The 24,569-nt window shown below is 58.5% G+C and carries 19 protein-coding genes, 4 tRNA genes and 1 pseudogene; 6 read left to right on the top strand and 18 right to left on the bottom strand.

What is annotated here, in order from left to right; genetic code table 11:
* Positions 1-104 precede the first annotated feature (104 nt).
* Positions 105-794, top strand: coding sequence for a GntR family transcriptional regulator (locus tag B0G82_RS38545; RefSeq protein WP_241975136.1), 690 nt, complete (start codon positions 105-107; stop codon positions 792-794).
* 996 nt (positions 795-1,790) lie between these two features.
* Entirely contained in the window at positions 1,791-4,229 is a 2,439-nt protein-coding gene (locus B0G82_RS39615; protein ID WP_147439648.1) for a hypothetical protein, read from the top strand.
* Positions 4,230-4,671: 442 nt separating this feature from the next.
* Here B0G82_RS39615 and B0G82_RS39620 read toward each other — a convergent pair whose 3' ends face one another.
* The 4 genes from B0G82_RS39620 to B0G82_RS38570 form a co-directional block, all read right to left on the bottom strand.
* The gene (locus B0G82_RS39620) at positions 4,672-5,550 is read right to left on the bottom strand and encodes a hypothetical protein (protein WP_147439650.1); all 879 of its coding nucleotides are present in this window, start codon (positions 5,548-5,550) and stop codon (positions 4,672-4,674) included.
* A gap of 246 nt (positions 5,551-5,796) precedes the next feature.
* On the bottom strand, positions 5,797-6,306 hold the full coding sequence (locus B0G82_RS39625; RefSeq protein ID WP_147439652.1) for a hypothetical protein: 510 nt from the start codon (positions 6,304-6,306) through the stop codon (positions 5,797-5,799).
* 106 nt (positions 6,307-6,412) lie between these two features.
* Entirely contained in the window at positions 6,413-7,048 is a 636-nt protein-coding gene (locus B0G82_RS39630) for a hypothetical protein (RefSeq protein WP_147439654.1), read from the bottom strand.
* 777 nt (positions 7,049-7,825) lie between these two features.
* On the bottom strand, positions 7,826-8,179 hold the full coding sequence (locus B0G82_RS38570) for a hypothetical protein (RefSeq protein ID WP_121311433.1): 354 nt from the start codon (positions 8,177-8,179) through the stop codon (positions 7,826-7,828).
* Between the two features lie 412 nt (positions 8,180-8,591).
* Here B0G82_RS38570 and B0G82_RS38575 point away from each other — a divergent pair, with 412 nt between their 5' ends.
* Entirely contained in the window at positions 8,592-9,212 is a 621-nt protein-coding gene (locus B0G82_RS38575) for a sel1 repeat family protein (RefSeq protein WP_116149968.1), read from the top strand.
* An 891-nt stretch (positions 9,213-10,103) separates the two neighbouring features.
* Positions 10,104-11,489, top strand: coding sequence for a hypothetical protein (locus B0G82_RS38580; RefSeq protein WP_121311434.1), 1,386 nt, complete (start codon positions 10,104-10,106; stop codon positions 11,487-11,489).
* 157 nt (positions 11,490-11,646) lie between these two features.
* Here B0G82_RS38580 and rpoD read toward each other — a convergent pair whose 3' ends face one another.
* The 3 genes from rpoD to B0G82_RS40945 form a co-directional block, all read right to left on the bottom strand.
* A complete protein-coding gene (rpoD, locus tag B0G82_RS38585; protein WP_121311435.1) occupies positions 11,647-13,656 on the bottom strand; it encodes an RNA polymerase sigma factor RpoD in 2,010 nt (669 codons plus the stop codon).
* A 747-nt stretch (positions 13,657-14,403) separates the two neighbouring features.
* On the bottom strand, positions 14,404-14,721 hold the full coding sequence (locus B0G82_RS38590; RefSeq protein WP_116149258.1) for a hypothetical protein: 318 nt from the start codon (positions 14,719-14,721) through the stop codon (positions 14,404-14,406).
* A gap of 344 nt (positions 14,722-15,065) precedes the next feature.
* Positions 15,066-15,266 (bottom strand): response regulator, encoded by a 201-nt coding sequence (locus B0G82_RS40945; protein ID WP_241975137.1) that lies wholly within the window; start codon positions 15,264-15,266, stop codon positions 15,066-15,068.
* 151 nt (positions 15,267-15,417) lie between these two features.
* On the opposite strand from B0G82_RS40945, the pseudogene B0G82_RS38600 reads away from it, so the two are divergent.
* Positions 15,418-15,716 (top strand): annotated as a pseudogene (locus B0G82_RS38600) (PRC-barrel domain-containing protein); the annotation flags it as partial.
* 289 nt (positions 15,717-16,005) lie between these two features.
* Here B0G82_RS38600 and B0G82_RS38605 read toward each other — a convergent pair.
* The 3 genes from B0G82_RS38605 to B0G82_RS38615 all read right to left on the bottom strand — a co-directional run bounded on the left by B0G82_RS38605 (position 16,006) and on the right by B0G82_RS38615 (position 17,926).
* Positions 16,006-16,452, bottom strand: coding sequence for an SET domain-containing protein (locus B0G82_RS38605; protein WP_121311436.1), 447 nt, complete (start codon positions 16,450-16,452; stop codon positions 16,006-16,008).
* A 73-nt stretch (positions 16,453-16,525) separates the two neighbouring features.
* Positions 16,526-16,879, bottom strand: a complete 354-nt coding sequence (locus tag B0G82_RS38610; RefSeq protein ID WP_121311437.1) for a hypothetical protein — start codon at positions 16,877-16,879, stop codon at positions 16,526-16,528.
* Positions 16,880-16,912: 33 nt separating this feature from the next.
* Positions 16,913-17,926 carry a DNA-binding protein gene (locus tag B0G82_RS38615; RefSeq protein WP_121311438.1) on the bottom strand — a complete coding sequence of 338 codons (1,014 nt, stop codon included), beginning with the start codon at positions 17,924-17,926 and terminating at the stop codon, positions 16,913-16,915.
* 166 nt (positions 17,927-18,092) lie between these two features.
* Between B0G82_RS38615 and B0G82_RS38620 the strand changes: the two genes are divergently transcribed.
* Complete coding sequence (locus B0G82_RS38620) at positions 18,093-19,271, top strand: tyrosine-type recombinase/integrase (RefSeq protein WP_121311439.1); 1,179 nt, start codon at positions 18,093-18,095, stop codon at positions 19,269-19,271.
* A gap of 78 nt (positions 19,272-19,349) precedes the next feature.
* Here B0G82_RS38620 and B0G82_RS38625 read toward each other — a convergent pair whose 3' ends face one another.
* The 8 genes from B0G82_RS38625 to B0G82_RS38660 all read right to left on the bottom strand — a co-directional run bounded on the left by B0G82_RS38625 (position 19,350) and on the right by B0G82_RS38660 (position 23,087).
* A complete protein-coding gene (locus B0G82_RS38625; RefSeq protein ID WP_121311440.1) occupies positions 19,350-19,622 on the bottom strand; it encodes a DUF1488 family protein in 273 nt (90 codons plus the stop codon).
* A gap of 308 nt (positions 19,623-19,930) precedes the next feature.
* Positions 19,931-20,188, bottom strand: coding sequence for a hypothetical protein (locus B0G82_RS38630; RefSeq protein ID WP_121311441.1), 258 nt, complete (start codon positions 20,186-20,188; stop codon positions 19,931-19,933).
* A gap of 1,024 nt (positions 20,189-21,212) precedes the next feature.
* On the bottom strand, positions 21,213-22,085 hold the full coding sequence (locus tag B0G82_RS41290) for a pyocin activator PrtN family protein (RefSeq protein ID WP_347237594.1): 873 nt from the start codon (positions 22,083-22,085) through the stop codon (positions 21,213-21,215).
* A 165-nt stretch (positions 22,086-22,250) separates the two neighbouring features.
* Positions 22,251-22,344, bottom strand: a tRNA-Leu gene (locus B0G82_RS38640).
* 4 nt (positions 22,345-22,348) lie between these two features.
* A tRNA-Ile gene (locus tag B0G82_RS38645) sits at positions 22,349-22,427 on the bottom strand.
* A 1-nt stretch (position 22,428) separates the two neighbouring features.
* A tRNA-Ser gene (locus B0G82_RS38650) sits at positions 22,429-22,518 on the bottom strand.
* A 2-nt stretch (positions 22,519-22,520) separates the two neighbouring features.
* Positions 22,521-22,594: transfer RNA gene (locus B0G82_RS38655), tRNA-Gly, on the bottom strand.
* 247 nt (positions 22,595-22,841) lie between these two features.
* Positions 22,842-23,087, bottom strand: a complete 246-nt coding sequence (locus tag B0G82_RS38660; RefSeq protein WP_121311442.1) for a hypothetical protein — start codon at positions 23,085-23,087, stop codon at positions 22,842-22,844.
* Positions 23,088-24,569: the final 1,482 nt, after the last annotated feature.

Consider the following 24,569-nt stretch of genomic DNA (forward strand, 5'->3'; position numbering starts at 1 on the left):
ACTAAACGGTGCTGAGGCCGCCGCGTCAGTCCTGAGGACCGGCCGCCGGGTAGAATCGCGCCACAGCGCGCAAGACGCGTCGCGGAATCTCGAGGGAAGCGTGAATGAACGACAATGACGCCGCAATGGACGCCGACGACATCGCCGCAGCCGGCAACGAGAGCCCGCGGGTCGGGGAAATCGTCGAGTGGGTGGCAAAGGGCATCATCGAAGGGCGGCTCAAGCCCGGCGACGATCTGAATTCGGTCGATCTCGCCCGCCGTTTCAATGTGAGCCGCACGCCGGTGCGCGAAGCGCTGTTCGTGCTGCATCGCGAGCGCATGATCGACTGGTCGCCGCGAAGGCGTCCTCGCGTGGCCGCACTGAGCCTGAAGGACGTGCGCGAGATCTATCACCTACGGGCGATACTCTACGCGCAGGTGTCGCTGGCGATCGTCGAGCAGGCAACGGATGACGACATCGCGTCGCTCTGGCGCGTCCATCGCGCGCTGGCCGAGGCGGCGGCGAACGAGGATGTCGATGGCTATTTCTGGGCGAACGTGGCGTTTCGCGACGAGGAACTGCGCGTGAGCCGCAACGCCATCTTCAAGGAGGTGCTGGACTCGCTGCGCATGCGGATCAATCGCATGCGGCACCTGAGCGTCTCGCTTCCTGGGCGTATGCGGCGCTCCTGCGTGGATCACCAGCGGTTGTGCGAAGCGTACGCAGAGCGCGATGGTACGCTCGCTGCCGCGTTGAACCGTTCCATTGTGATGAGCGCCCTGAAGTCAATCGAGAGCGCCTGGGGAGAATGAGCGCCGACTGCCTGCCGCAGGTCAGGATCGACGGGTAGCCTCAGCATGGTCGAGGTCTTCGCTGGCGCCCCCCGGTCGCAAACGTAATGCAGGGGCGCGGACAGAGGCAAGGGCCGGCCCGGGCACGACCAGCATCAACCAACGGGTGACTGCTCAGCACTCGACAGCTGCCGTCCGGCTATCCGTGCTGCAGTGGACCGGATTGGGTCGGAAGTACGCACTGACGACTGGCCGCTTCAGGGCAGCGAAATTCCACTGGCCGCTTTCTGGCATTGAGTTTGAAGCGCGGACTGACGCGGCCCGACCCACTGCGGTCAGTCAGATTTCCAACTAGCAGACGTTGTTGATCATCACCATTCCGATACAACTATCGCTCATTTTTAACGCTGCCCCATCGGCCGATCGTCGCCAAATTCCGCGTGATGAAAATGGCATATGACGACACGTTGCCGCAATCCAATCTCGCACCGCTTCGACCGAGACTTTCGCGGTTCAACAGCCGTGGCCCGCACAATCAGAGCCTATACCGTTCTGTGCGGCACCGCACACATTGCGCCTAATTACTAGCGCAGGCTCGCAAAAACGCATGGTTGCCTTGATGTTGGGGTGTGCAAGGCCGTTTAAGGTAGGGCGTAGTAAGCAAGCAATTACGATTTTGAAGTGATCGTCTGTATTGGGGGATGCATGGACTTGGTTGTCAAAATTCGCGAACATCTCCTAGATTCGCTAGCCTTGTTGCGGATCTGCCTGTTCCCGCTCGCTTTTCTAAGCACGGTTAATTTGATCCTTTTTGGCTCCGCTCAGGGCCTCGAAATATTAGAGTCTCTCAATGACAGACCCATTACTTCGTGGTCATTGTTTGCGCTTGCCATATTTAGCCTTACCTGCGGATATGTCGTAAATTTTCTCCTGACACAAATTACGCCCTACTCACGCACTGATCGTTCGTCAAAAGCGGATGCATGGAGCACCTTATTGAGGCTCATGATCCCTACCATGGCAATCGCGCTCAGTGCACTTCCCTTCGCCACTTGGCGCGTCGTCCTTTCGTCGGATCTGCATGGAGCTAGTGAAAATGCTTCAAACATGGCGACCATAGCGATCTGCTTCTTGATTGGCACATTTGTAATCCTGAGAAAAAGACGCCCGCTTATATTTTGCATCGCGATGGTCTCTGGGGCGTTAATGTTGCCTGATATCGTAATGACAGTACGAGGCGCAGATCGGCTGATGCATCGGTACCCCCCCGCAACGGTAATCTGGTCGCCTATGGAAATGCTCGCATATTTCTATGTATATTGGATTGTCGTGGCCTTGCTATGTGCAATACTTCTTGCCGTCACTCCCGGCAAAAAATGGCTGCGCTTCACTGATACCAGATCAGAAAAATTTGGCTATAAAAACATCTTTATTTTTGCCTCCCTTTTTTCATTCTACTTGTCAATCACATTCCACATCGTCAATAACAGCACCGTAGCCAGCAGACAATTTTCCCCTATGGGCGTTACGTTATATGGGTTCGGCGCGTGGATGCTCCTACTAAGTATTTTATTTATTTATCTGCCACGTCGAATGGGACTTCCTTCGTTATCCATGTTGCTAATTTGTTTGTTCATTTGGTTTAGCCGAACGAATGATAACCACGCGATTAGAATCACGGCTCAAACTGAAGGTGGTTATGCTGGTGCAAACAATCTCCCGGATTACTTTGTTGGATGGCTGCAATCCCGGCATCCGCGGTCAGGGGAGCGCTTTCCTATCATTATCGTTGCTGCCGAGGGCGGTGGAATCCGGGCAGCTTACTGGACAGCAACAATACTCGCGTCTTTGGATGCCCAAACCGAAGGGCGATTCAGCAATCACCTTTTCGCTATTAGTTCGGTGTCGGGCGGAAGTTTCGGTGCCGCGCTCTACGCAAGTGCGCTTGCGGATCGGCGAGACGGAATCCTACCTCGATCAACCGACGTCACCAGCTTGGTGCAGGAGGTGGCTGCAGAGGACTACCTCTCCCCGTTGATAGCTGGAACACTTTTTAACGATTTTGCACAACGGCTCTTGCCGTTCGTGATGATTAAGGATGACCGGGCTGCGTTCTTCGAACGAGCGTGGGAGGATACATGGAACAGCAAGACAAATTCTCGCCGCTTCGAGCAAACGCTCGATTCCTTATATTTAACAAATCACCGAACAGACTACTCATATAAAGTGCCAGCACTGTTTTTCAATGCAACTGAGGTGAATACCGGGCGAAAATTCTTGATTTCTAACATTCGGGTCGATCACGCAGACTTTCCAGAAACTTACTTTTTAAATGAAAAGGATCATCCACTCTACGACCTATCAAAAGCACCACTCAGTGCCCTTGCACACATGAGTGCTCGATTCCCGTACTTGAGTCCAGCCGGAACGATTACAGGAAAACCAAGCCCCAACATCTATCACGAAGCAGAGCGCTTTGGGTTAGAAAAAAATCTCCCGGCGATCGATCCTAACAGCAAGTATCAGTGGGGAGCCGTCGTTGATGGCGGGTATCTTGATAATTCTGGAGCAGGGACAGCGGCAGAACTACTAAGGGCGTTACGGTTCTACGAGCCCCAGGTAATGCGAACATTGGCGCTCCTCCCAGGAATCACAGATCTCCAACTAGACTACTATATAGTTCTGGTTTCGAATGATCCGGATTCTTCATCAGTCCGCCCAAACGTGTATCAGTACAGGGAGAGTACTTGGTGGCAAACCTATGTTCTCTCCACTGACGACAAGTTCGCTCAGGAAAGAGCGATAAGCGGGCTTCCTGCAAGGCCGGTTGAGCCGTCTGATGCAGTTCTGTATAGGCTTTTCGGAAACGCGTTTAAGCTAGATCGCGCTCCCGATACAGTCAGATTGTTTCGATTGGCCACGCCTGTTTCCGAGTTGACCAGTCCAATCTCGGCCGTTTTGAATGCCCGCACTGCCCGAGCTGACGCTGCTAAAACCTTGCTCGCGGCCTTGGCGAACGAGCCCCCCGCAGGATTCCTTCAATCGCGATGCTGCGATCCGGACTCAGTCGCACAAAGCGAGCTACTAGGGGACTTCAACCCATGCCGGCTATCGCCAAGAGCGTTTGAGTTCAGCTTAGGGGAAGCGCTGCCTAAATCACGCGGTGCCGATCCTCTGGTAGAAAACGTTCCCCCTCTTGGTTGGTACCTGAGGCGGACGAGCCGCGACGCAATGAACGAGGCAGCAAATGAATTGAGTTTTCAAGGCTTTGATGTGCTTACGCAAGACGTAGTTAACGCGTATGCAAAAAAAATAGGATACCCACGCTCGTCATGCGAAGTCTCGACAGTCGGCAATACGACCGACAAAGGAATTCTAAACTTCATTGCGAAAAATCACTCGAGCTATAACTCCCCCGTTGATACGCGTACCCTCGAGACGCCGCCTCGTCAATAGCTGATTCAATTTCTCACTTCGCGCAAACTTGATGCGACGTAAGCGGCATTTCGATTGGACGATCGTCAACGATTGTCGACGTGAAGTCGAACGTCCCTTCATGGGCAGAACCCGGAAAATCCAACTGCCGCTGGCCATCTTCCTAGGCCACCGCCCCGCCGAACTTCCGTAGCCGACCCACTTCGGCCGCTCGGCGTGCTCCAAAGCTGCCTCTGGTGCACGGCGCGAGCTAGCGTTAAAGTTCACCCTGTTCCCGGAGATCAATAGGCGCAGAGTTGGTTAGGGGTTCCAAGCCGGAGTCCCAGAATATGCTGTCACTGTAAATCCCAAGGTTTAAAAGCAAAATCCATCAAAAGACTGAAAGGTTCTGAACGATTGCAGAAATGTGGTCAATGAAAAAGCACCTTCGGGGTGCTTTTTCATCATCTGTCTGTCGGGTGCCCTAGGCAGCTCCACCTTCTGGCACGACAAGGCCGAGAAAATCTTCGTTTGACATCACATGGTTTGAGCTAAAGGGTTCAGGAAACTTCTCATTCAGTAATGCGATAGTCCCTTTCAATGCTGCCTCTGTCCCTTTGTCGCCCGTCACAAGGGTATCTTCTGAATTCAAACTCAAGGTCAGTGAAATGTAGGCATCTTCACAGTCATTGGGATCAATATTTAATGCTGATTCGCCCACTGGAAGCTTATTGGTATAAAGATAAAGGCGATGCAAAATATAGCCTGTGTACGGTGCAGTTGAAAAAAATGTTTTTGCAAGCAGGTTTGGATTCGAATCTGTAGAGAGCGATTTACTGGAGTAAAGAAGAGTTTCAAAGAGTTTATCAGCCGTCAGGCAATGACTTCCGTTCAGCAGAGGATCTAACTTCAATGATTCAGCCAAACTTTTAACACTGGCGATGTATTTTTTTTCTTCTTTATGTAAAATCTCTGAAAATTTCCTACCTACCTGTTGACAAGAGGCGGTAGCGCCATCTGGGTATGTCAGAATCTGCTCTGCCAGTTCCCCCAATGTTGCAGATTGCGCTACTTTGCTAATCAACTGCTCCAGAACAACGCGATCCTCTTGGCGCGTCGCATTGACTGGCGTTTGATTGTGCTGGGAGAGAAGCCAAAATGGATCGTCCAGCATTTTCAATTCTTGGCACTTCAGGAAGTTGCCGCGTATACGCGAGTATTCTTCATTTTTGTCAGAGTCATTCAGATGGCTGGCAAGTTCAAGGACAGATAGCGTTGAAACGGCAATGTCGACCTTCTCTGCCGCTGCCTTGAGAACCTTTCTTGAAATAGCACGAACCGCTGAAGTATCAAAAATATACATCTTCTCCGCCTAATTATGTGGTTTGATGAATCTGATTAGAAGCGCCTCCGAATGGTATTCGTTCGGCCTCCCCTCGCGAACTAGCTCAGCGGCTGCAGCGGTTTCAAATATTTTTAGGATAATCGCGGATTGTTTCAATCTAAGTGCCCAATTCGAGCGTCCCTTTATAGCCGAAGTCTGCTCGACGCGGCCGGCAGCAGCCCACCCGATGCCGTCAGTCGAGTTTGCGAGAAGCCGCCCCTTCGGCTACTGTGCTGAAAGAATTTGAAGAACAGCGGCACGACTTATCTCGTTGTGCTGAGAAACAGAAATCATTTGAGCGACCCGCTGAATCAAATCCCAATTCCGCTCCACTAGTTCAGTGACCTCGCGCCAAAGCTGTTCATATTCATGCTCGATGCCAAGGGCTGCAAGAGTCGCATGAACTATCCTCAAATCAGCGTTTGCTCCATCTGGATCAGGTATCAGTCGCTGAGCCGATGTTTGTCGACGGAGAAACTCCTCTTCGGCGGCCTTTCCAGCGAGAGCTATACGCACGTACTCCCGTCCAGAGGGCAAATGGTGCTCCTTCTCGCGAGTATCCCGTATGCGCGTGACTCCAGAGATTGCTGAGAGCGGACCATTCAGATCGATCTTTACGGCGGGGTCAAGAAGGCCAAAGTAACTCGAAGCGTGAGTCACGGCCAAATGTCCAGCCTCGTGAAAGGACGTCACAAGACGTTCTTCTTCCGGGGTCGCACGGCGACTAGTATTCAAGATGCGTTGCTCAGGTAGGGTGAGTGCCTCCGGCAGCGCCGGAGGTGTTCATTGTGCGCGTGGGCTCGTCGACAGTCCGTTTTTGGCCAATCACTTTATGATGCGCCTAACCTTGCAGGCCGCGCGCTTGGGTTAGAACCGCCTTGCCATACTCCGTGAGACCATGGATTTTCTGTTCTTTGAGACTTAGCTCTAGCATGCCTTGCTGCTGCATTGTGCTCAGCCACAAGCCGGCCGTTTCCCGCATAACCCCACCGAGCGGGTGCCCCGGCACATCATAGCGGTCAATGAACGCTTGCATTGGTACAGGCTCGCGCTGCTCGTTCAACCAAGTCAGCGCATCGACGACGATCTCAATGTTTGTTGTCGGCATGTGGCACATATTCCTTTCTGGTTTTGGTTTCGCCCGGACGAGTGAGATTTTCTCGACTCCCGAGCGCATCTGATTGTCGACGATTTTCGAGGTGCCGTCGAACGGCCGCTCGTGGCCGGGTTGAGGCAGTGCCACCGGCAATTTGCTCGCCGGAAACCGGCCATTGAGCGGGGGCGGACGAGACCTTGGATATTCAAATTGGATGTCGACCTCGACCGGCGGCTCGTGGCCGATTGGGTGAGGTCGCCAATAGCCGCTTATTGGCACTCCAGTTCGCAAAACCTTGATTCGACTGCTGACCGCTTCGGAGAAGGTCGTCGGACCGGAGTGGGTCGGGAGTGTGAGTTCGCTGATCGAGAAAGCTGTCACTCGGTGGCGACGCCAAACCAGCGGTCGCAGTCCGCCACATTGCTGACGTAGCGGTCGTCCGGTCCCAGCGGCAGCAAAGGCCGAGTTGCGCGCGTAGCGCGTCCGTCAGGTTCCGGAGCATTGCTGCCGCATTAGGGTAGCCCGTCTGAAATGTGTCACAACGCCGCCAGCTAATGGAGAAGAACTTTCGTTCGACGCCCCCGGCCAACCGTTTGATCCTGTCGAGGAATCCCTCAATGGGTCGCGAGAAAGACGGCAACACCGGCTTCCGGTTCGCAATGAGCCGCGCCAGCACGCAACGCCTGTTGTCGAGTTTCGTGGCTGAGCGAACAGTCGACGCATTCCCCGCGGCCATATCGAAGCCGCGGGGTCGCGCTCTTCTCCTCGCTACCCCGATCACGCCTGTTCTTTCGTGACGTGCGAAAGAATACGCCCATTCTGAAACCCACGGTTTCCCAAACTGATGGGCAAAACAGCCTCTATTCGTGAAGACAGGACGAAGCTTGAAACAGGGGTCATCCTCATGGGGCAGTACGGAGCCAAGGCGACCCTCTCGACGAACGGCGAACCCCGGCAATCAATTGCTTTTGACAGGTTGCGGACGGCGTCCTCAGTCTGGATCGTCGACGTGCCTCGTCGTCGGGGGCGCCCAAACGTACCGCGGTATCGTGCAGAATTCGGTGATAGGTCATTGCGCCCTCGTCCCAACCACGCTCATGGTGGCGCGCACCTGCGTGACACTCAATTCGATGCGGGTCGTCCGGTTTGACGCCCCGTTCAGAACAGGGATGCCTGACGCGGATCGCGCGCGGGCGGTCGCGAGGCGGTAGCCGCGTTGCGACTGCGCGCCGACCCGTGCCGCTGTGCGACACGGCGTAGATGCGCGATCAGGGACACGGTCTGCATGCCCGCCGTAAGCGTGAGTGCAAAGTGTCCGATGTCTCCCGGCGCTCCCGGGCGACAGGCGCGCAGCGACGGACGCAGTGCAAGGCGCCGGGCGCGGGCGGTCAACTGGCTGCGGCTCGTGCCGGGCCAGCAATCCACGACGAACTGGTGGACGGTGGCGGGCAGTGACTCGGGGGCGACGTCGTCGGGCAACGCCAGGGCAACGAGTTCAAATGCATCAGCCATCGGGGAACACTCTCCTTCTCCAACGTCATGCGAAGCAGGCTGGCGAACATTTCTGCCTGCGGGTTCGCGAACCCGTATCTGCTATCCGGTTCGGATCCTGCCACAAGTCGCGGTCTGAATAGCGCCGCCATCTACGCCTGATCATCCACTACGGTCCACGCCACCGCCTTGATGTTACCGGAGGCGCCGATGCCTGCAAACGCGTCGTGACTCTGTGAACGACAAACCACCGCGCTCGATCACAGCAACAAGATCGAAGCTCTACTCAGAATCGTCATCTGACCGGGAAGTCGCGACGGTGGCAGCCCTCCATCTGGCGAACGCATGGGTCGGGACGCACGAACTCTGAAAGTTGCACTTCACAAACGGTGAGCTAGAATCAGGTGCATTCTTCACCAACGGATCGCTCACCATGCAAATGCAAAGCTGGGTAGGAACGATCGAGCGCGAATGGCATCAGTTGCGCCGTGCCGACCCTACCCTCGATGTTGAAAAGTTTTCCCGTCACGTCATTGCAGCAAACAGGACTGGCTTCCTGTCCGTCGAGTCGATCGCCGCCATCGCCAATGCGCTTCTCACCAGCACGCTCAGTCGCGCGCCGGACCTGGGTCGCTGGCTGCTGGAGCGCATCGGCACGAACCGGCATCCCGCCTGGCGGATGGCAATGGCCATTTCCCTTGTCACTCCAACGGGAGGCGAGGCGGACCTTGAGAAGGGTAATGCGATTTTCGAAGATGTGATGAAGGATGAGACCGCAGACGGCCATCTTCGCGGCATGGCCGCCGCCGCGCTGGCCGACAGCGCACGACTCGGGCGGGGCATGCAGGCAGATGTGAGCCGCGCGCTCTCGCTCTACGAGCAGGCCATCAAACTGGGGCACAAGGCATCAGCACACAATCTCGGGCTTTTCTGGGAAGGCGCGTGGGGTGCCGAAAACAGGAGCGTTATTCCGGACCGCACGAAGGCCATACAGAGCTACCGGCGCGGTGGAGATGATCTACGTTGCCAACGCCGTCTGGCAGCGCTGCGGTGAAGCAGTCCTGCCGCCTGCGAGTCGAACCGGGGCAAGAGGTCAAGAGGTGGAAACGCGTTGTGGGGGTCGCAGATACGGATATGCGCCCGCAGGAAGACTGACGCCACATTTGCCGCGCCCGAAACGAATCCGTCGGATCCGTACGTCGTCAGAATCTCAGGCTTCGCCGGGCGCATTCATGAAGATACAAACCGAGCCACCATCGGCGGCCCCCTTAGGACTTGCATCGGGGATTGGCGACATCGGGCACTCGACGGACGCTTTCGTCAATGGATACTGGCGACATTGCGCAGACGAGACTTTCCGTCCCTCGTGATGCGAACGCGCATTGTCCGAATGCATGTCCTCGCGAAATGCAAGGGGACGGGATCACGGCGTGAGTCGGCGAGCAGGCTTTCCTGATCGATACCAGCGATGCGATTCAGCAAACGGGTTGCGTGCGCTTCCGTAGCGCTTCGGAGGTCGACAGGCTTATGCGTCGCCGGCGATATGAGCGCGTATAATGCCTGGCAACCCGAATCATTTTAACCTGGAGAAATCCGGCCAGACTTTTGCGCGGCTGACTGCGCAGGCGGCGCCGTTTCCTGACCAACGACGGATCAACCGCCGGTGGAGTTTTGACGCTGAACGTGAGAGAGCCAGCGAATCGGTCTTCAGTCGCCGGTCTGATAGCTGATGGTTTTTTCACGTGGTTTGCGGAAGGGAGACCAAGCGCTGCTTTACAGGTGGAATAACCAGATCGCGGTTAAAAATGCGGACGCTGACGCAGTACGGCACTGTGGCTGCCTCCATTCATATGTCATCGGCCCATGGAGTCGTCGACGCGTCAGACGAAGCATCGCCTCCTCTATAATCGGAAAGTCAGCACACCAATCGCATGGAGCCCACTTTATGGGTCAACCCCGCGGACGATATGCGGGATCTCGGGACAGCGGCCAGCGCCAACCTCGTCACGTGAAGCAATCTCAGCCCACCCGGCAGAGACCATCGTACGTCAATGCACCTGCCCGGGACTCCGCCCAGACTGCCTCCATTTTCAAGACACGATCGTTCCAGTTTCTGGTCGATACGGTGGGCGCAGAGAATATCGCCCTGGGACTTGGATCGAACATGGCGCGGGTGGCCGAACTGACGAAGGGCGAGAGGTTCACGCCCGAGACCGCCTTTCACATGGAGACCACGCTTGGATTGCCTCACGGTTTCTTTGACCAGCCCAATCCTGCGCTCGCGGCCGAAACCATCACCCGCCTGAAATCACCGCTCGATTTCGTTCAAAACGACGACGAGCCGGAAGCAGCGTCGGAAACACCCATGCCGCCTTCCGTCCTGGACGGCGGCCAGCCACCATATCCTGAAGACAGTTTGTCTGGGGAAGCGCAGATGCCGAAGAAAACAGCGGGCGGGTCGCCTAAGGCCGTCAGGAACAATCGAAGCCAGATGGCCGAACAGCCCACCCCTCCTGGGCCGCGAAAAGGTGCGCCCTCGAAAGACAGGACCTCGCCTCGAACCATCCAGCAGCACGCGCTGGCACTAAACGACAGTGGCGACGTGGAGAAAATCCGACGCGCGAACCTCCACGTTCTCACGGGTCGCAAGGGATCGAAAGCAAGACTGGGTGTCGTCATGGCGATGACCGGATCCAATATGGCCCATCGGCTGTATGGGAAGAAACGTCTGGACGATGTCGAAGCCAACCGTTTCACGGAGCGACTTGGTTTACCAACTGGCTGGCTGGATACGCCGCGCTCGGAAGCCGAGATCCCGGAGTCGGTGTCGCACTTGCTTATTCCCGCTTCGCGCGGCCGCGCATCCGTCGAACAGAGCGAACCGCTCGCGGCCGCAACGAAGGATGGCGTCCCAGGAAAGGCCGCCGGGGCAAAGATGGATACGGGGCGCGCTCGGGCGGCCGTCGTCCGGACCGGTCCGGAAAGCTCCTTATCAGTTGCGGCGGATGTCGTCGGAGAGAAAGGGACGAATGCGGTCAGCCAGAAGGATCATCTCGCTGATGCTCCCGACGAGCCTGCCGGTCGTGTATCAGACGAAAGTGATGGTGAAGTGACTGCAGCCACGCCGGCAACCCCTCAGTCGCTCCCACAGGCCGCAGCACCGCAGCAATCGCCCGAGTCGCTGCGCCCTACCGCGACAAGCCTGGGCGATCTTCACGGCATCGCGCCCGTCGCGGAAGCACTGCTCAAGACGCTGGCAGGAAAGGCACGCACGGGTCGACTCGACGAACTGAAGGCGCTCGAACTTTTGCAGCAGGCAGTCCTCCTGTGAGTCGGTGGTAGCGTGCTACGATCTGTTCTCCAATGACGGATGAAGCGCATCGGGACAGCGTGGCCCCGGTGCGCGCGAAGCATCGCCCTGCCCTCTGACCGGCGGTGAGATCCCGTCCATCTGGACAACGCAACGCGCCGACGCCCGGGTTGGCGGCTCAACGGTCGAGAAACTGCCGCAGCTTGTCGGCCCGCGCCGGGTGCATCAGTTTTCGCATCGCCTTGCTTTCGATCTGCCGGATCCGTTCGCGCGTCAGGTCGAACTGTTTGCCCAGTTCCTCGAGCGTATAGTCCGATGCGGTATCGATCCCGAACCGCATCCGCAGCACCTTCGCCTCGCGTGGCGACAGCGCATCGAGCGCCTCATCAATCGCAGCGCGCAGGTTCGCCTGCACGGCCGCGTCCGCGGGCGACGCCGCCGTCGGATCTTCGATCATGTCGCCCAGCGTCGCGTCGGCGTCCTCGCCCACCGGCGTCTCGAGCGATACCGGTTGCCTTGTGACCTTCAGCATGCTCCGAACCTTCTCTTCCGGCAGTTCCATGCGCTGCGCGAGCGCTGCGGGATGAGCCTCGCGCCCGGTCTGCTGAAGAATCTCGCGTGAAATCCGGTTGAGCTTGTTGATCGACTCGATCATATGCACTGGCACGCGAATCGTGCGTCCCTGATCAGCAAGCGAACGCGTGACGGCTTGCCGCACCCACCACGTAGCATAGGTCGAAAACTTCCACCCACGTCGATATTCAAATTTGTCGACGGCTTTCATCAGGCCGATATTGCCTTCCTGGATCAGATCCAGAAAATGCATGCCGCGGTTGACGCACTTCTTCGCAATGGAGATCACAAGGCGCAGGTTAGCCTCGATCATCTCGCGCTTGGCCTGCCGCATTTTCGACTCGGCCGCCATCATCTGCCGGTTGATCTTCTTCAACTGTTGCAGCGGCAGGCCGGCGTTCGCTTCGATATCGACCAGTTTCTGCTGTTCGGCCTGAATCGCGGGCAGACTGCGTTCGAGCGCGGCGCCATACTCGCGCGACCCCGCGGCCGTGCGTTCGGTCCATCCCGGATCGGTTTCGTGCCCCGTAAACGACTCGACGAACCTCTCGCGCGGCATCCCGCACCGATCGACGGCAATCTGCAAAATACGCCGTTCTACCGCGCGCACCTGCGCGACCTGTTGCTGCACGTCGGTACACAGCCGGTCAATGGTTCGCGCTGTGAAACGAACGGGCGCCAGTTCGTGCTGCATCGCTTCGCATGTCTGTGCGAGGGCCGTGCGACTCTTGCCTTGCGCGGCATCGCCACGCGGAAGCTGATCGAACAGTTCACGCACCCGCGCGAATATCGCGAGGCAGTCGGTCGTAAGCTGTTTCAGACGCGCTGCGTTCGCCTTCACGCGATCTTCGTCTCCAGTCTCGCTGTCTTCATCGCCATCACCGCCGTCTTCGTATTCATCGACTGGGTCCGCGTCGGTGCCGGCTGTGTCAGCCATCTCCGGGACCGGATATCCGGCTGCGGCGGAATCCTCATTGAGACCGTCGACCAGTTCGTCGATGCGCAGGTCACCGGCCTCGATCTGCTCCACGCTCGCAAGAATTGTAGAGACAGTCGCCGGGCAGGCTGCAATCGCCTGGATCATTTCATGAAGGCCGTCTTCGATGCGCTTCGCAATCTCAACCTCGCCCGCGCGGGTCAGCAATCCCGTTGCGCCCATTTCACGCATGTACATCCGCACGGGATCGGTTGTGCGTCCAAATTCGGAATCGACCGTCGAAAGCGCGACCTCCGCTTCCTCGTCGGCCTGGTCGTCCGACACGGCTGCCGGCGCGGCGTCGTTCAATAACAGCGTCTCCGCGCTGGGCGCGTGCTCGTAGACCGCGACGCCCATGTCATTGAACGTGCTGACAATGGTTTCCATCGCAGCGGTGTGTGCGACATTGTCCGGCAGATGATCGTTGATTTCGGCATGCGTCAGGTAGCCGCGCGTCTTCCCCAGTTGGATGAGTGCGCGCATCTGGCGCTGCCGCTCTTCGTCCTGCAACGCAGTGGACACTGCGTCCATCGGGAGCAGGGCTGCGGTCGCCCTGTCCTTCGATGTGCGGCGTCCCGCAGCCTTCGGCGCGCCTGCAGCTGTGTCTAACCTTGAATGTTCCCGATCAAAAGGTGTCATACATTCTCCGTGGACAGATTTGCCCGGCGATAGCCAGACCAGCGGCTAGGCAAACCACGGCGAGCGCGCGACGAGATTCACGCCTGCAGGCGGGCGTGAGTTGCAGGTCGCAACGGGTAATGGACGCGGCCTGCCTGTATCAAGCGGACCGGATGGAATAGCGCGCGAAAACAGCGCGTGGAAATCACACCGGTATTGTAACAGAAATTGCTGCACCGCACCAATGACAGCCGGTCACGGGCTCATTCATCAGCGGGAGGGAGAATGGATCGTCTTCTGGCGCGGGCTCAGGATTTGCGTGATCCAGTATCTTAAGATGGCGTTGGAGGCCGATCATGAAAACGCACGCAATCACTCACGTGCAGTGTCCATGCGGACACCACGGATCAATTATTGAATGTTTTGGCGATGAGTCGACAGCCGAAGGGTGGTACCTCAGCTGTCTGCGCGAGCTTAGCCACGGCGGAGATTATGAGGGGCTCGATCCGTTGTTCGCCGACACAACGCCGGCCTGCCCACTGCGCGGACGATCCCTGTATCCGGAACACGTCGTTGGAACACGTCGATGCACTTGGCGAGCGCATTCACGCAACACGGACTTAACCGGGTCCGCAGCGCCCTGAACCAGGAGCTACCGGTGGCAGCCGTTCCGGTGCAGGTAGCATGCGCACCGCATCCATGAAGTTTGCGCCGTACTTGTCGGCGGCATGCGGCGCGAGCATGCTCCACTCATCGTTGCCCACGATCCTATCGTTTCGGCCCCTTCATGCTTTCCGACTCGATCGCGGCGTTGCGCTCCTCGTCTGCTTCAATGGGTTCCATCGCTTCGTCGACGGAAGCCATCGCCCGCTCGGCGGCAGCTTTCATCCCATCTGCCGGAGCATCCGGTTCGTCGTCGCCGTCATCCGGCGGCTGTAGCATGTCCTTAAGCATCGCACCCAGTTCCGGCGTGTTCCATGGCAGGCCACGCTGGGTCCGGACCTTTATGTAGTGTCTCACTTCCGCGTCCTGCTCTGCGGTAAGCGGTAACCCCCGGAAGGTGCTTTCCGGGTCATCGTGCGTCATGGCTCTCTCCTGCTTCCATGACTGTAAGTGTAGTCCCATTGCACCATCGTGACCGGGTTACTCCCGGGTGCGCCAAGGACGCAGGTCTGTCGCAACACCAGTCAATGCTCAAGGCCAGCATCGCGAATCGATGGCTCGCCACCGCGACGCGGCGTGGTATCCGGAGCGATGTGATGCCCGCACGTATGTCAGGCGCCCCGAAGTGAATGTGTCGACGGTGTCGAGCAATGCCGCTATCGACGCAGGTTTCCGGAAGAACACAGTCCAGTTGCGGAGCTCACCGACAGGCTCTGGCATCGCCGACAGCAGCACGACCGGTAGGTCGGAAAATACGGCCCGACACCTCAGGTGGCGACACAGCTCCCCGCCGTCCAATTGGGGATCTGGAAATCGGTGATAACCAGATCCGGAAAATTTTCCGTGGCCTTTCGCTGTGCATCACATCCATTCCCGGCCAGCACGACACGGTGTCCGCGACTTTCCAGCGCCAGTTGCAGCGCCCACTGGTTTTCGAAGTCATCGTCGACAAGCAGGACGGTAGACATGGCACGGTCCGGTTGGAAGGACGATTCGAATTCCGCAAGTCGCGTGCCTCCGGAGATTCCCTCCGGCTTCACGACGCGGTGCCGCCCTGACGGCAGCAGCGCTGTGAACATCGTCGGCAGCGGCATCAGTGAAGGCCCTGGACCGGAAGTGATGACCGCAGCGACACTTGACGGCTCTCAGGTGATTTCCTCAGACGGGGAGGACGTCGGCGAGATCCCGGGACATCATGCTCGACATGCGCAGCGGCAGGATCGCATATGCAGTGCTGTCAGAAGGTGGTTTTCGCGGGATGGGTACGAACCTGCATGCGACACCGTGGAACGCACCCATGCTCGATACGGGCGCAGAATTTTTTCGCGTTGGCGTCGCTGGTTAGCGTCGCTGCCCAGCGCATCAAGGACGACCCGGGTTTTGACAGGGACAACTGGCCTTCGATAGCAGACGCCACGTAGGGCACCACGGTTCACCAGTACTACGACCGCGCCCCCGTGCGGTGAAGCAAAAGTAGCAGCGTTTGGGAAGTAAAAGTCGCAACACCCAATTTGGCAACCAAAGACGGCAGCGCCAGGCGGCGGCCTTGGGTGCACCGGCCGTGAAGGCAGCGAAAGCTGTAGAAGTCAGCCGGTCGCGGAACGTCGGCCGACGCCCTCGATGAGTTGCCACGGAGATTCCCGTCACCATGCGTCTCGTCCATCAGCCTTGGAGCCGTTCCTGGACCTGTCGGTCGGGCGGCGCTCGCTAGCCGCTCACCGCAGCCAGCATCGATCCCTTGCACCGCTTCGTCGCACAGTGGCACGCGTAGTCGGCGACCAGTTCGGGAGTGATCGCTTCATCGAGCGTGAGCCCATAGGCGATAAACAACTCGTCTCCCGGCAGCACGTCGCGGATCGTCTCGATAAAAACGCGCCCCCGCTCATCCTCGATCGCCTCACAGTTCGGCCTGCACGAATGGTTCAGCCAGCGGGCACTGTTGCCACCCACGCTGCCGTCAATTACGCGTCCGTCAGCAAGGCCGAAGAGAAACGTGTGACCGGGCGCTCCGGACCGCCTGTGTCGGGCACCGGCCCGCCGCCAGGAGGTGACTTCACCGCGATATTCAAGGATCCGCGCGCCAGCGGTGATAGCCTGCAGCGCGAACACGCCCCGCCCATGAACTGAAGATTTTCTGACCGCCACACGCCGCACTTCCGGACCCCTGGTTCGTTGAAGGCAGCGAGCATATCGGGCGCTGCGTGGCACCGCAACTGCCCCGTGGCATTCAGAACAGGGTGGTCTGACGGGGATCCCGCGCCGGCGGGCGGGAAACGGCAGTACGGCCAGGTCGACGGTTGCGGCCACGACTATTCCGCACCCGCTGCAGGTGGGCCAGCATCAGACAGCCCGACGTCCCATCACTGAAACGGAGCTCGAACAGCCCGGTTTCGCCATGCGCGCACCGCCCTGTCGCGCGAAACGACAGGCGCAGACCCCTCGACTTCGCGCGTGCAATCATCTGGGTGCGGGTCATGCGCTGCCAGCAGTCGGCGATGAACGCCTTCACCGCCCCGGGCAGCGACTCATGCGTGATGCCGGCGGGGAGCGTCAGCCCGGTGAGCAGATAGATATCAGCCATGCAGCGACTTTCCAGAATGCAGTGATCTGCTGTTTATACCGCTTTTTTGCGACGTGTTCCCGGTTTGGCCGCGACCGCAGCGCGGGACGGGCGGGTCGCACGCGGGGCGCTCCGGACCGTGGAAGGAACAGGAACTCGATGCGCGTCCCGAGCCGCGATGAGCTCCGTCTGCAGGCGCGTGTTCTCCGCCTGAACCGCATCGAGCCGCCCCTGTAGTACGCCCGTCTGATGACGCGCGTCGCCCAGTTGCGATTGCAACGTGTCAACTGCCCGGCGATGGTCCGCATCCTTGCGGTCCGCGCGGCGCGCGGCTTCGTCGACCTCTTTCTGCAGCTTCGCCGCATGCCCGCGCTCGCGGTCAATCTCCAGCAGGGCGCGTTTTTCGGACGCCCTGAGCCGATCCTCGGCCCGGTCGGCCGCTTCGCGCTGCTTTTCCAGATCCCGCGAAAAGCCTTCCCTCACTTCCACGAGTTCGCGATCGCGCCCAGCCAGCGCGTCCCTGAGTCGCGCGAGCTCCGCTTCGAGTGACTGTCGCTGCGCGTGGCCTTCAGCGTGTGCCTTTTCCAGCTCCCGAACCTCGACCTGTGCGGCCAGCAGCGCCGCGGTGCGCTGCTCGAGTGCGGTCTCGGTACGACCCAGTTCGTCGCGGGCGGCGGCGACCGATTGTTGCGCCTCGACGCGTTGAGCCTCGAGTTCTTCGCGCAACGCACCAAGCGCGGCCTCCGCTGACGCGCTCGCGCGCTGCCAGAGCGTGGCGACCAGTTCGCCAGCGGCCGCCCCGAGATCGGCGGGCAGGTCGGGATGGTCGATGCGCACGCGGCTTTTTTCGCGCAGTTCGGCCCAGAACTCACCGAGGACCTGGGTCGGCGTGCTCATGCTGCCCCGCTTCACCAGCTGGTAGAGGCGGTTCGCGGTCGGCGTGATGCCGAAGCGGAAGAACAGCAGCGCGCAGACCTCGCGGTACAGCTCGCGGGTCTTCGGGAACCGGGCCTTGAGGTGCTCGATCTCGGTGGCCAGCGCCGCGTCGGGGGAGAGGACGTCACTCATGAGGGTTTTCGCGAGCCGATTTTCTTATATATTACTACGTAAACCGCTCAATATCGAACGCATTCCTGCCGTAATTTTGACATTAGTACTATAATGTTGATTATTTTGCCTTTTGTGCGACAATCCTTGCGTGACATCTGAGCCCGGATCCGCTGCGTCCTCGACCATGAAAACCGCCCTGCCCGCCCTGCGCCCGATCGAGACGCTCGAAGAACTGCCCGCCGCGCTCGATGGCCGCCACGGCACCAACCGCGCAACCGGCCACATGCAGGTCACCGCTGATACCGACCTCGACGCAATCCGCGCATGGCTCGCCCGCTTCGTCGGGACGAAGACGACGTTCGACAACTACCGCAAGGAAGCCGAGCGGCTGCTGCTGTGGTCCACCCTGCAGATGGCGAAACCGCTCTCCTCGCTCACGCACGAGGACCTCCTTGTCTACCAGCGCTTCCTCGCCGATCCGCAACCTGCCGCGCGGTGGACCGCGGATGGCGGACGCAAGCACCCACGCAGCGACCCGCGCTGGCGGCCGTTCTATGGCCCCCTGTCGGAATCGAGCCAGCGGCAGGCGATGGTGATCCTCAACGTCATGTTCGCGTGGCTGGTGCAGGCGGGTTATCTGGCCGGCAATCCCCTGTCGCTCTCGCGCCAGCGCGCACGCCGGGCCAGGCCACGCATCGTCCGGTATCTGTCGCCCGAACTGTGGCTCGAAGTCAAAACGTTCATCCAGGGCATGCCGGGTGAGACCGGTCGCGAGCGCGAACATCACGCACGCGTGCGCTGGCTTTTTACGCTGCTTTATCTGGGTGGCCTGCGGATCACGGAGGTGGGCACGAATACGATGGGTCGCTTCTTTCGTCGTCCTGACGAGTACGGCAAGGATCGCTGGTGGCTCGAAGTGATGGGCAAAGGTGGCAAGGAACGGCTGGTGCCCGCCACCACGGAAATGATGACGGAGCTTGGCGCGTACCGGCGAACCCGCGGGTTGCCCGCACTCCCCTCGCCGGGCGAGGACACGCCGCTCGTGCTGCCGGTCGGCCAGTCACGCAAACCGGTCACGCGCGCCGCGTTGCACCGGATCGTGAAGGACGTCTTCAGCGGTGCAGCCGAAGCATTGCGTGCACGCGGCGACGACCATGCGCAGCGCGCAGACCGCCTCGAGCAGGCATCGGCGCACTGGCTACGTCACAGTGCAGGGTCACATATGGCGGATCAGCAACTCGATCTGCGACTCGTGCGCGATAATCTCGGGCATGCGTCACTGACGACAACCAGTCAGTATCTGCACATGGACGATGATCGCCGGCATCGCGAAACCGACGAGAAACACCGGATCGACTGGTAACGCTCGACGCGACCCGGACGATGACGGCCAGAGGCCGACTCCGGCACCACTGCCCCCCCTCGCCCGGCCGGCGACAACTCAACGTTTGATCAGGAAATCGTCGGCCGTGAGTCTGACCACTTCGCCCGGATGCAGACGGACTTTTCTTTCGGCGACCGCGACAATGCGACGTCGTCCGTCAGCAAAAGCCTTGAGCATGCGGACCTGGTCGGCACCGGCGGGTAACCAGAATTGCGCTTCGAGTGCTTCCCGCGTGATCGCACAGGCAACCTCGCTGCGCTGACCAGCCAGGCGAAATGAGATTTCGCGTCGGTCCGCCGTCACGGCTGGCATCAACTCAATAACGTCCATGATTAGCTCCCAAATCCAGCTGCGACCTTTTAACCTGCTGTCCCTTTTCCCGGAATGTAGCAGAACAGGCGGCGAACGTATGCCGCGCAGGTGCCCTGCCGTGTAGCCCGCTGCGGGCCTGATGAAAAACCGGGCCTGCGGTGTGACGGGTACGCGCCGACGAACGACGGTAATCAGTTGATCAGACTCGTCGTTTCACAGGAAACGCGCTCGTTCGATTCCGCGGACAAGGAGCGAGGCCGCCCTTGACCTGTTCGTCCACCGGACTGCAGTGGTGCGAAGGATGTCTTCCGCACGTATCGCTAGTCTTAGGTGTTGTTCAATAACGAAGAAGCAGGTCGACCGCGTGCGGATCGGGTCGGCCCGACGCCGTCGTCATCGGTGGCAGCGCGCACAAAAAACTCATAGAAGCGCTCAAGGCTCGCAGTAAAGGACGAAACCGGCTCCCGATAATATCCATCCTCGGTGGCATACGCGCCGATCTGGAATAGCGCCTCATACTTCTGCTGTCGAAGATCTACTAACGTCTGACGGGCCGCGCGGGCACTCGGAAACGTACCGCCCATCGTCGGTGAACTCCCAAGCCAGTGTCGTACTGGGTGGCTGACTCTCGCGCGGCAATCCGTCCTCGTCGTTGCATTCGAGGCAGGAAATAGAATTGGGGGGTTGTTCACAAAAAGTAACTCCCGGGGCGGTGGTGTTAGCGTGGCCCACCGGAGAAGGGCTTGAAACAAAGAAAAACGACTTCTCCGTCAAAAAAAGAGGCCCGCCGTACGAGGTCGGCGGGCCGAAAATTCGAGGGACGGAGTTCGCCCTGAGAGATGCGGTCCCTCGAGTGGCCGTCGGAGAGTGTAACCAGCCGAATCCCAGTTTTACTGCGCCCGGCCGAATAGTTCCACCACTTGACGGAACCGCACAAGAAAAAGCCCGCCGACGCGAGCTGGCGGGCTGAAAAGACTTTTGGGAGGAGACGCTAACCTGAGAAATCTCCCAAACGGTCCGAAAGCGAGCACATTCTAGCGTGATGGAGTGCCTGGAAGGCATGGCATCGCTGCCTGAGACAAGCTCTTGTCGGAATAGACCCAAAAAAGCCAAATTAAGACCAATGGACCAAGACATCAGGGGATCAGCCCTGCGATCGGCTGTGAGTCTGGATGGGGACACCTCCCCAATTGTGTGACGCAGGAAAGTGCGACGCTCGCTCAATATGTAGAGGCATGGGCGATGAAGTTGGACACAAAAATATGCTGGAAGGTAAGGAGCCGGTATCTGTGCGTCTACGGAAGGCAATCGACGCTTTATGATAATGCATACTTTCGCGACAACCCTCTCGCTGGGCACCTTCAATTCGGCCCCCTATACGAACCGGGACCACTCCCACCGCCCGATACCGGTCATCGTCAGAATTGCGCCCCATAAAATGCGCGAGCGCCGACGCTCTGCAATGCCAAGGTGTATGGGGTTCGTTCATGGCCGTTTCCACTATTGGTGAAATCGTTGCCCCCAAAGCGGCGGTTCCGACTTATCGATAATTCAACCGGTTCGCTCGCCTCAGGACATAAGAACCAGCACTGGGCGACCTCATTTCTCCTAGTCGCTGATAATCGCTGACCCGCTAAAAGGCGGCGGACCTCTGTCGCCAGGAGTTAGATCCTGGCCGCACGATTCGATAGGGATCGTGACACGCTGTGCGACGAAGTTGGGCAGGCGCCCATAAGCGGGTCTTCGACAGCCCAGTCCGCGCCGGCCTTGCGGCATCGACGTGACAATCGAGTCACCACCAACCCTGCAAATTATATTTCGGCTTTGATTGCGCCCGGTGACAATGAAAGAACAGGCGTGCGGCCCTCGGGCCGCAGAATCGTCGTTTTCTGCCTCAGGTATTGCTTTTCTCCCTGCTTCCCCGCCAATCGTGCTTTCAATAGGTCGGGCCACACGCGCCATACGGAACCGATCTAAAAAAAGCCCAACTCTTCCCGGTGGGCGTAGACCGTGCCATAGCTCACACCCAGCAGCTCTGCGGCGAACCTTAAGGTCAAAGCCATTTCCATTGCTGGTTCTACCACGCCTTCCCTCTTTAGACACGAAAACGGGAGCGTAGCCGATTGGTGCCCCCCCGAATTTCGATTCAACCATCGGCACCGCGTCATCGTGTCGCATCAGCCTCGACGCTGCTCTAACGCGATCTGGGCCGTCGGCCGCCTTAGTATCAATATAGTTCGCCAGATCCTGGATGCGAACTCCCTTGGCGCTCTTCCTCGAACGCTCGATGCGTATGAGCGGTAACTCAATTTCGCCCGCCAAAATCTTCCGCACGAGTGTCGGTACCGTCAGCGGCGCGAAGTGGTCACGACATACAACGTCTATCGGAACGACGGCCTTTTTGCCGTATTGCCCCATCAATAGGTCAACTGTACTCATTTGACTCTTCACGAAGTTGGGCGACTCAGTGCGGCCGCGCATCGGCTCGCCGCCAGCGAGAACAACCCAAATTTTTCTGCCTTGGGATTGCACCGATTACGTCATCACTGTCGTTCTAGCGGCGATTCTTGGAGCCCCAACAGGCCTTCGCGAAAGATACCGAGCGACAGTATGCAGATCACCAACGACGGCCACGCATTCTTGAATTGGTGCCCGGAACCGGAGTCGAACCGGTATGCGCCGATAGAGGCGCGGCGGATTTTAAGTCCGCAGTGTCGCCTACCAATTTCACCATCCGGGCATCGTGGTGGGCCTCCCGTGAGTCGAACACGGCACCAACGGATTATGAGTCCGCTGCTCTAACCAAGCATGAGCTAGAGGCCCTTGGCGGAAGCGGTGAGATTCGAAATCACGGAACGATCACTCCTTCGCCTGTTTTCAAGACCGTTGCCTTAAACCGCTCGACCACACTTCCACTGGAGCGGGTGAAGGGAATCGAACCCTCGTCGTAAGCTTGGAAGGCTTCTGCTCTACCATTGAGCTACACCCGCTCGGTCTTCCGCACATTGTGCGAAGTGGCACGATCATAGCGTATACGTGGCTGCAATATGAGCGAGCACGTCTCGTGGCAGCCCGCAGGAAAGCTGAATAACTGGGTGCCGCACCCCTGATCGAGCAGTGTCCGATCAGGAGGATTTAGATAGCGCCTCATTCATCGTCAGCCGGAATTCGCCCGGGTGCCATTCCGCGAGGTTCGTGCGACGCATGACGACCCTGTCGGTGAGCATCAGCTACGCTTCAGGGAACTTGGGATGACTCACTATCGTATAGCTTGGTGAGGTACTCGATCGGAGCGGTTTGCGCGAGGTGTCTAAGCTGCACGAGCTGCCCCCCATCTCTCGTGGTCGCTTCGATCTGTCTATCGAGGGTGTGCCGTGTCCGCACTTCGCGGTCGGCAATAAAGGCCATCAACACCCGCGCATACAGCGATTCCTTATCCTGGATCGCCTCGTACTCATTTATGAGGTCAACGATTTCGTTCACGATTTCCTACGTCAAGCGGCAGCACGACCCAACCGAATAGATTAAAGATCTGCCCGTGCTCGATGGGCAGGTTAAAATTCAGGGGTGTAAGTGGAGCGCCCCCAAGATGGCCGGCAACGATCATAAATCGATAAATATTTGTTGCGAGGAAAGTGGCGGATAAGGCCAACGAATTGGCTCAGTGAAACATCAAAAAAGCTGGCTCCGCGACACACGGAAAAGCGAATATCGCAGGGAAAAGATTAGTGCGCGATATTCTCGATGGAAATACCTGCTGCCATCAATTGGCGCATTCGGTCAATAGCTTGGTCTGTTCCGCCGTTCGGGTCGCGTTCAATCATTTGCGATCTATCATGGTCTTCACGCTTCGCGGTCGACCTTTGGGCTACAGTTTCCCGCTTGGAGCCGCGTGAGATAACCGTCTACCACTCCTGATTGCTCATGCCTTCGTCACTGTATCCCGATACCGGCGCCCAGGCCGAACTCCTGACTTTTCTCGTGGTGTCGCAGTTACTTATGCGTCACGTCGGACGCAGATGGCTGACAGTCGAGCAGGTGGTGGAATCTACGCATCTCTGGCTTCGCTCCCACGGCGACCGTGTTGACTGGCTAGAGCGCATAGAACTAGCTAGTCGCTCCCAAGGATTGGCGGAAAGCGTGACGCGAGTCGAAGACGTAACCTTCAAAGCTGGAACCTTGAGACGGGCTTTCTTGGGTTGTGGACGCCAAGACTATCGCTCTCCCGCGGCAGCGCGGATTTACGGTGTTTGCATAGACTATGTAATTGATCGGAATTCGGCTAGAAGCCGGGGGCGCCCTGGCCAGCAATAGGCACCCACAGGCCGCTATCAACGCTTCCGGCGCGATCTCCCCAAGACCAGAATAGGTTTGATCAACATCGAGCGCGCGAACGCAATCTACGGCTGGTAAAATCCGACGACCACGATGTGGCGAGACACTCCCCTTTCCAGACACACGGAAGCTGTGACATTGCATCGTTTAGACTTGGAAACAGCGAAATCCACGGTCGAGTTCTGGTTTCACGTCGTCGCTTGCCGCTGTGGTACTGGATTGTGGCACTGGTCATGGTGGTAATTTGCTTTTTCGATCGCGCCGAAAGCTGACGCGCCCCTCCCCGTCCAGCATCCGCATTCGACTATCTCGATGTCCCTCGCGGGGTTTGTGTTCTTGACGCAAGCCTTCGATTGCTGGCATCACCCGGCGGCCCACCGAACGCCGCTGGCACCGCCGCTGATGCGAACGCGATATGGGCGCGCCGTCGCAAACGCTCGCTCAATTTTGAGAGGCTCCCGCCGTTTGCTGGCGACGACGCGCAGCGTTGAACTGGGATTTAAGTCGTTTGAGACTGGGCATCGTTGATGTCGTTAGCTCTTCTTTGAACGTCAGGTTGGACTGAACCGCGAACGTGACACAGAATTGTGGCGAACTGTTGCTCTACGCCGTAGAAGTGCGGCGTCTAGC

Source organism: Paraburkholderia sp. BL17N1 (assembly GCF_003634175.1).
GTDB lineage: Bacteria > Pseudomonadota > Gammaproteobacteria > Burkholderiales > Burkholderiaceae > Paraburkholderia.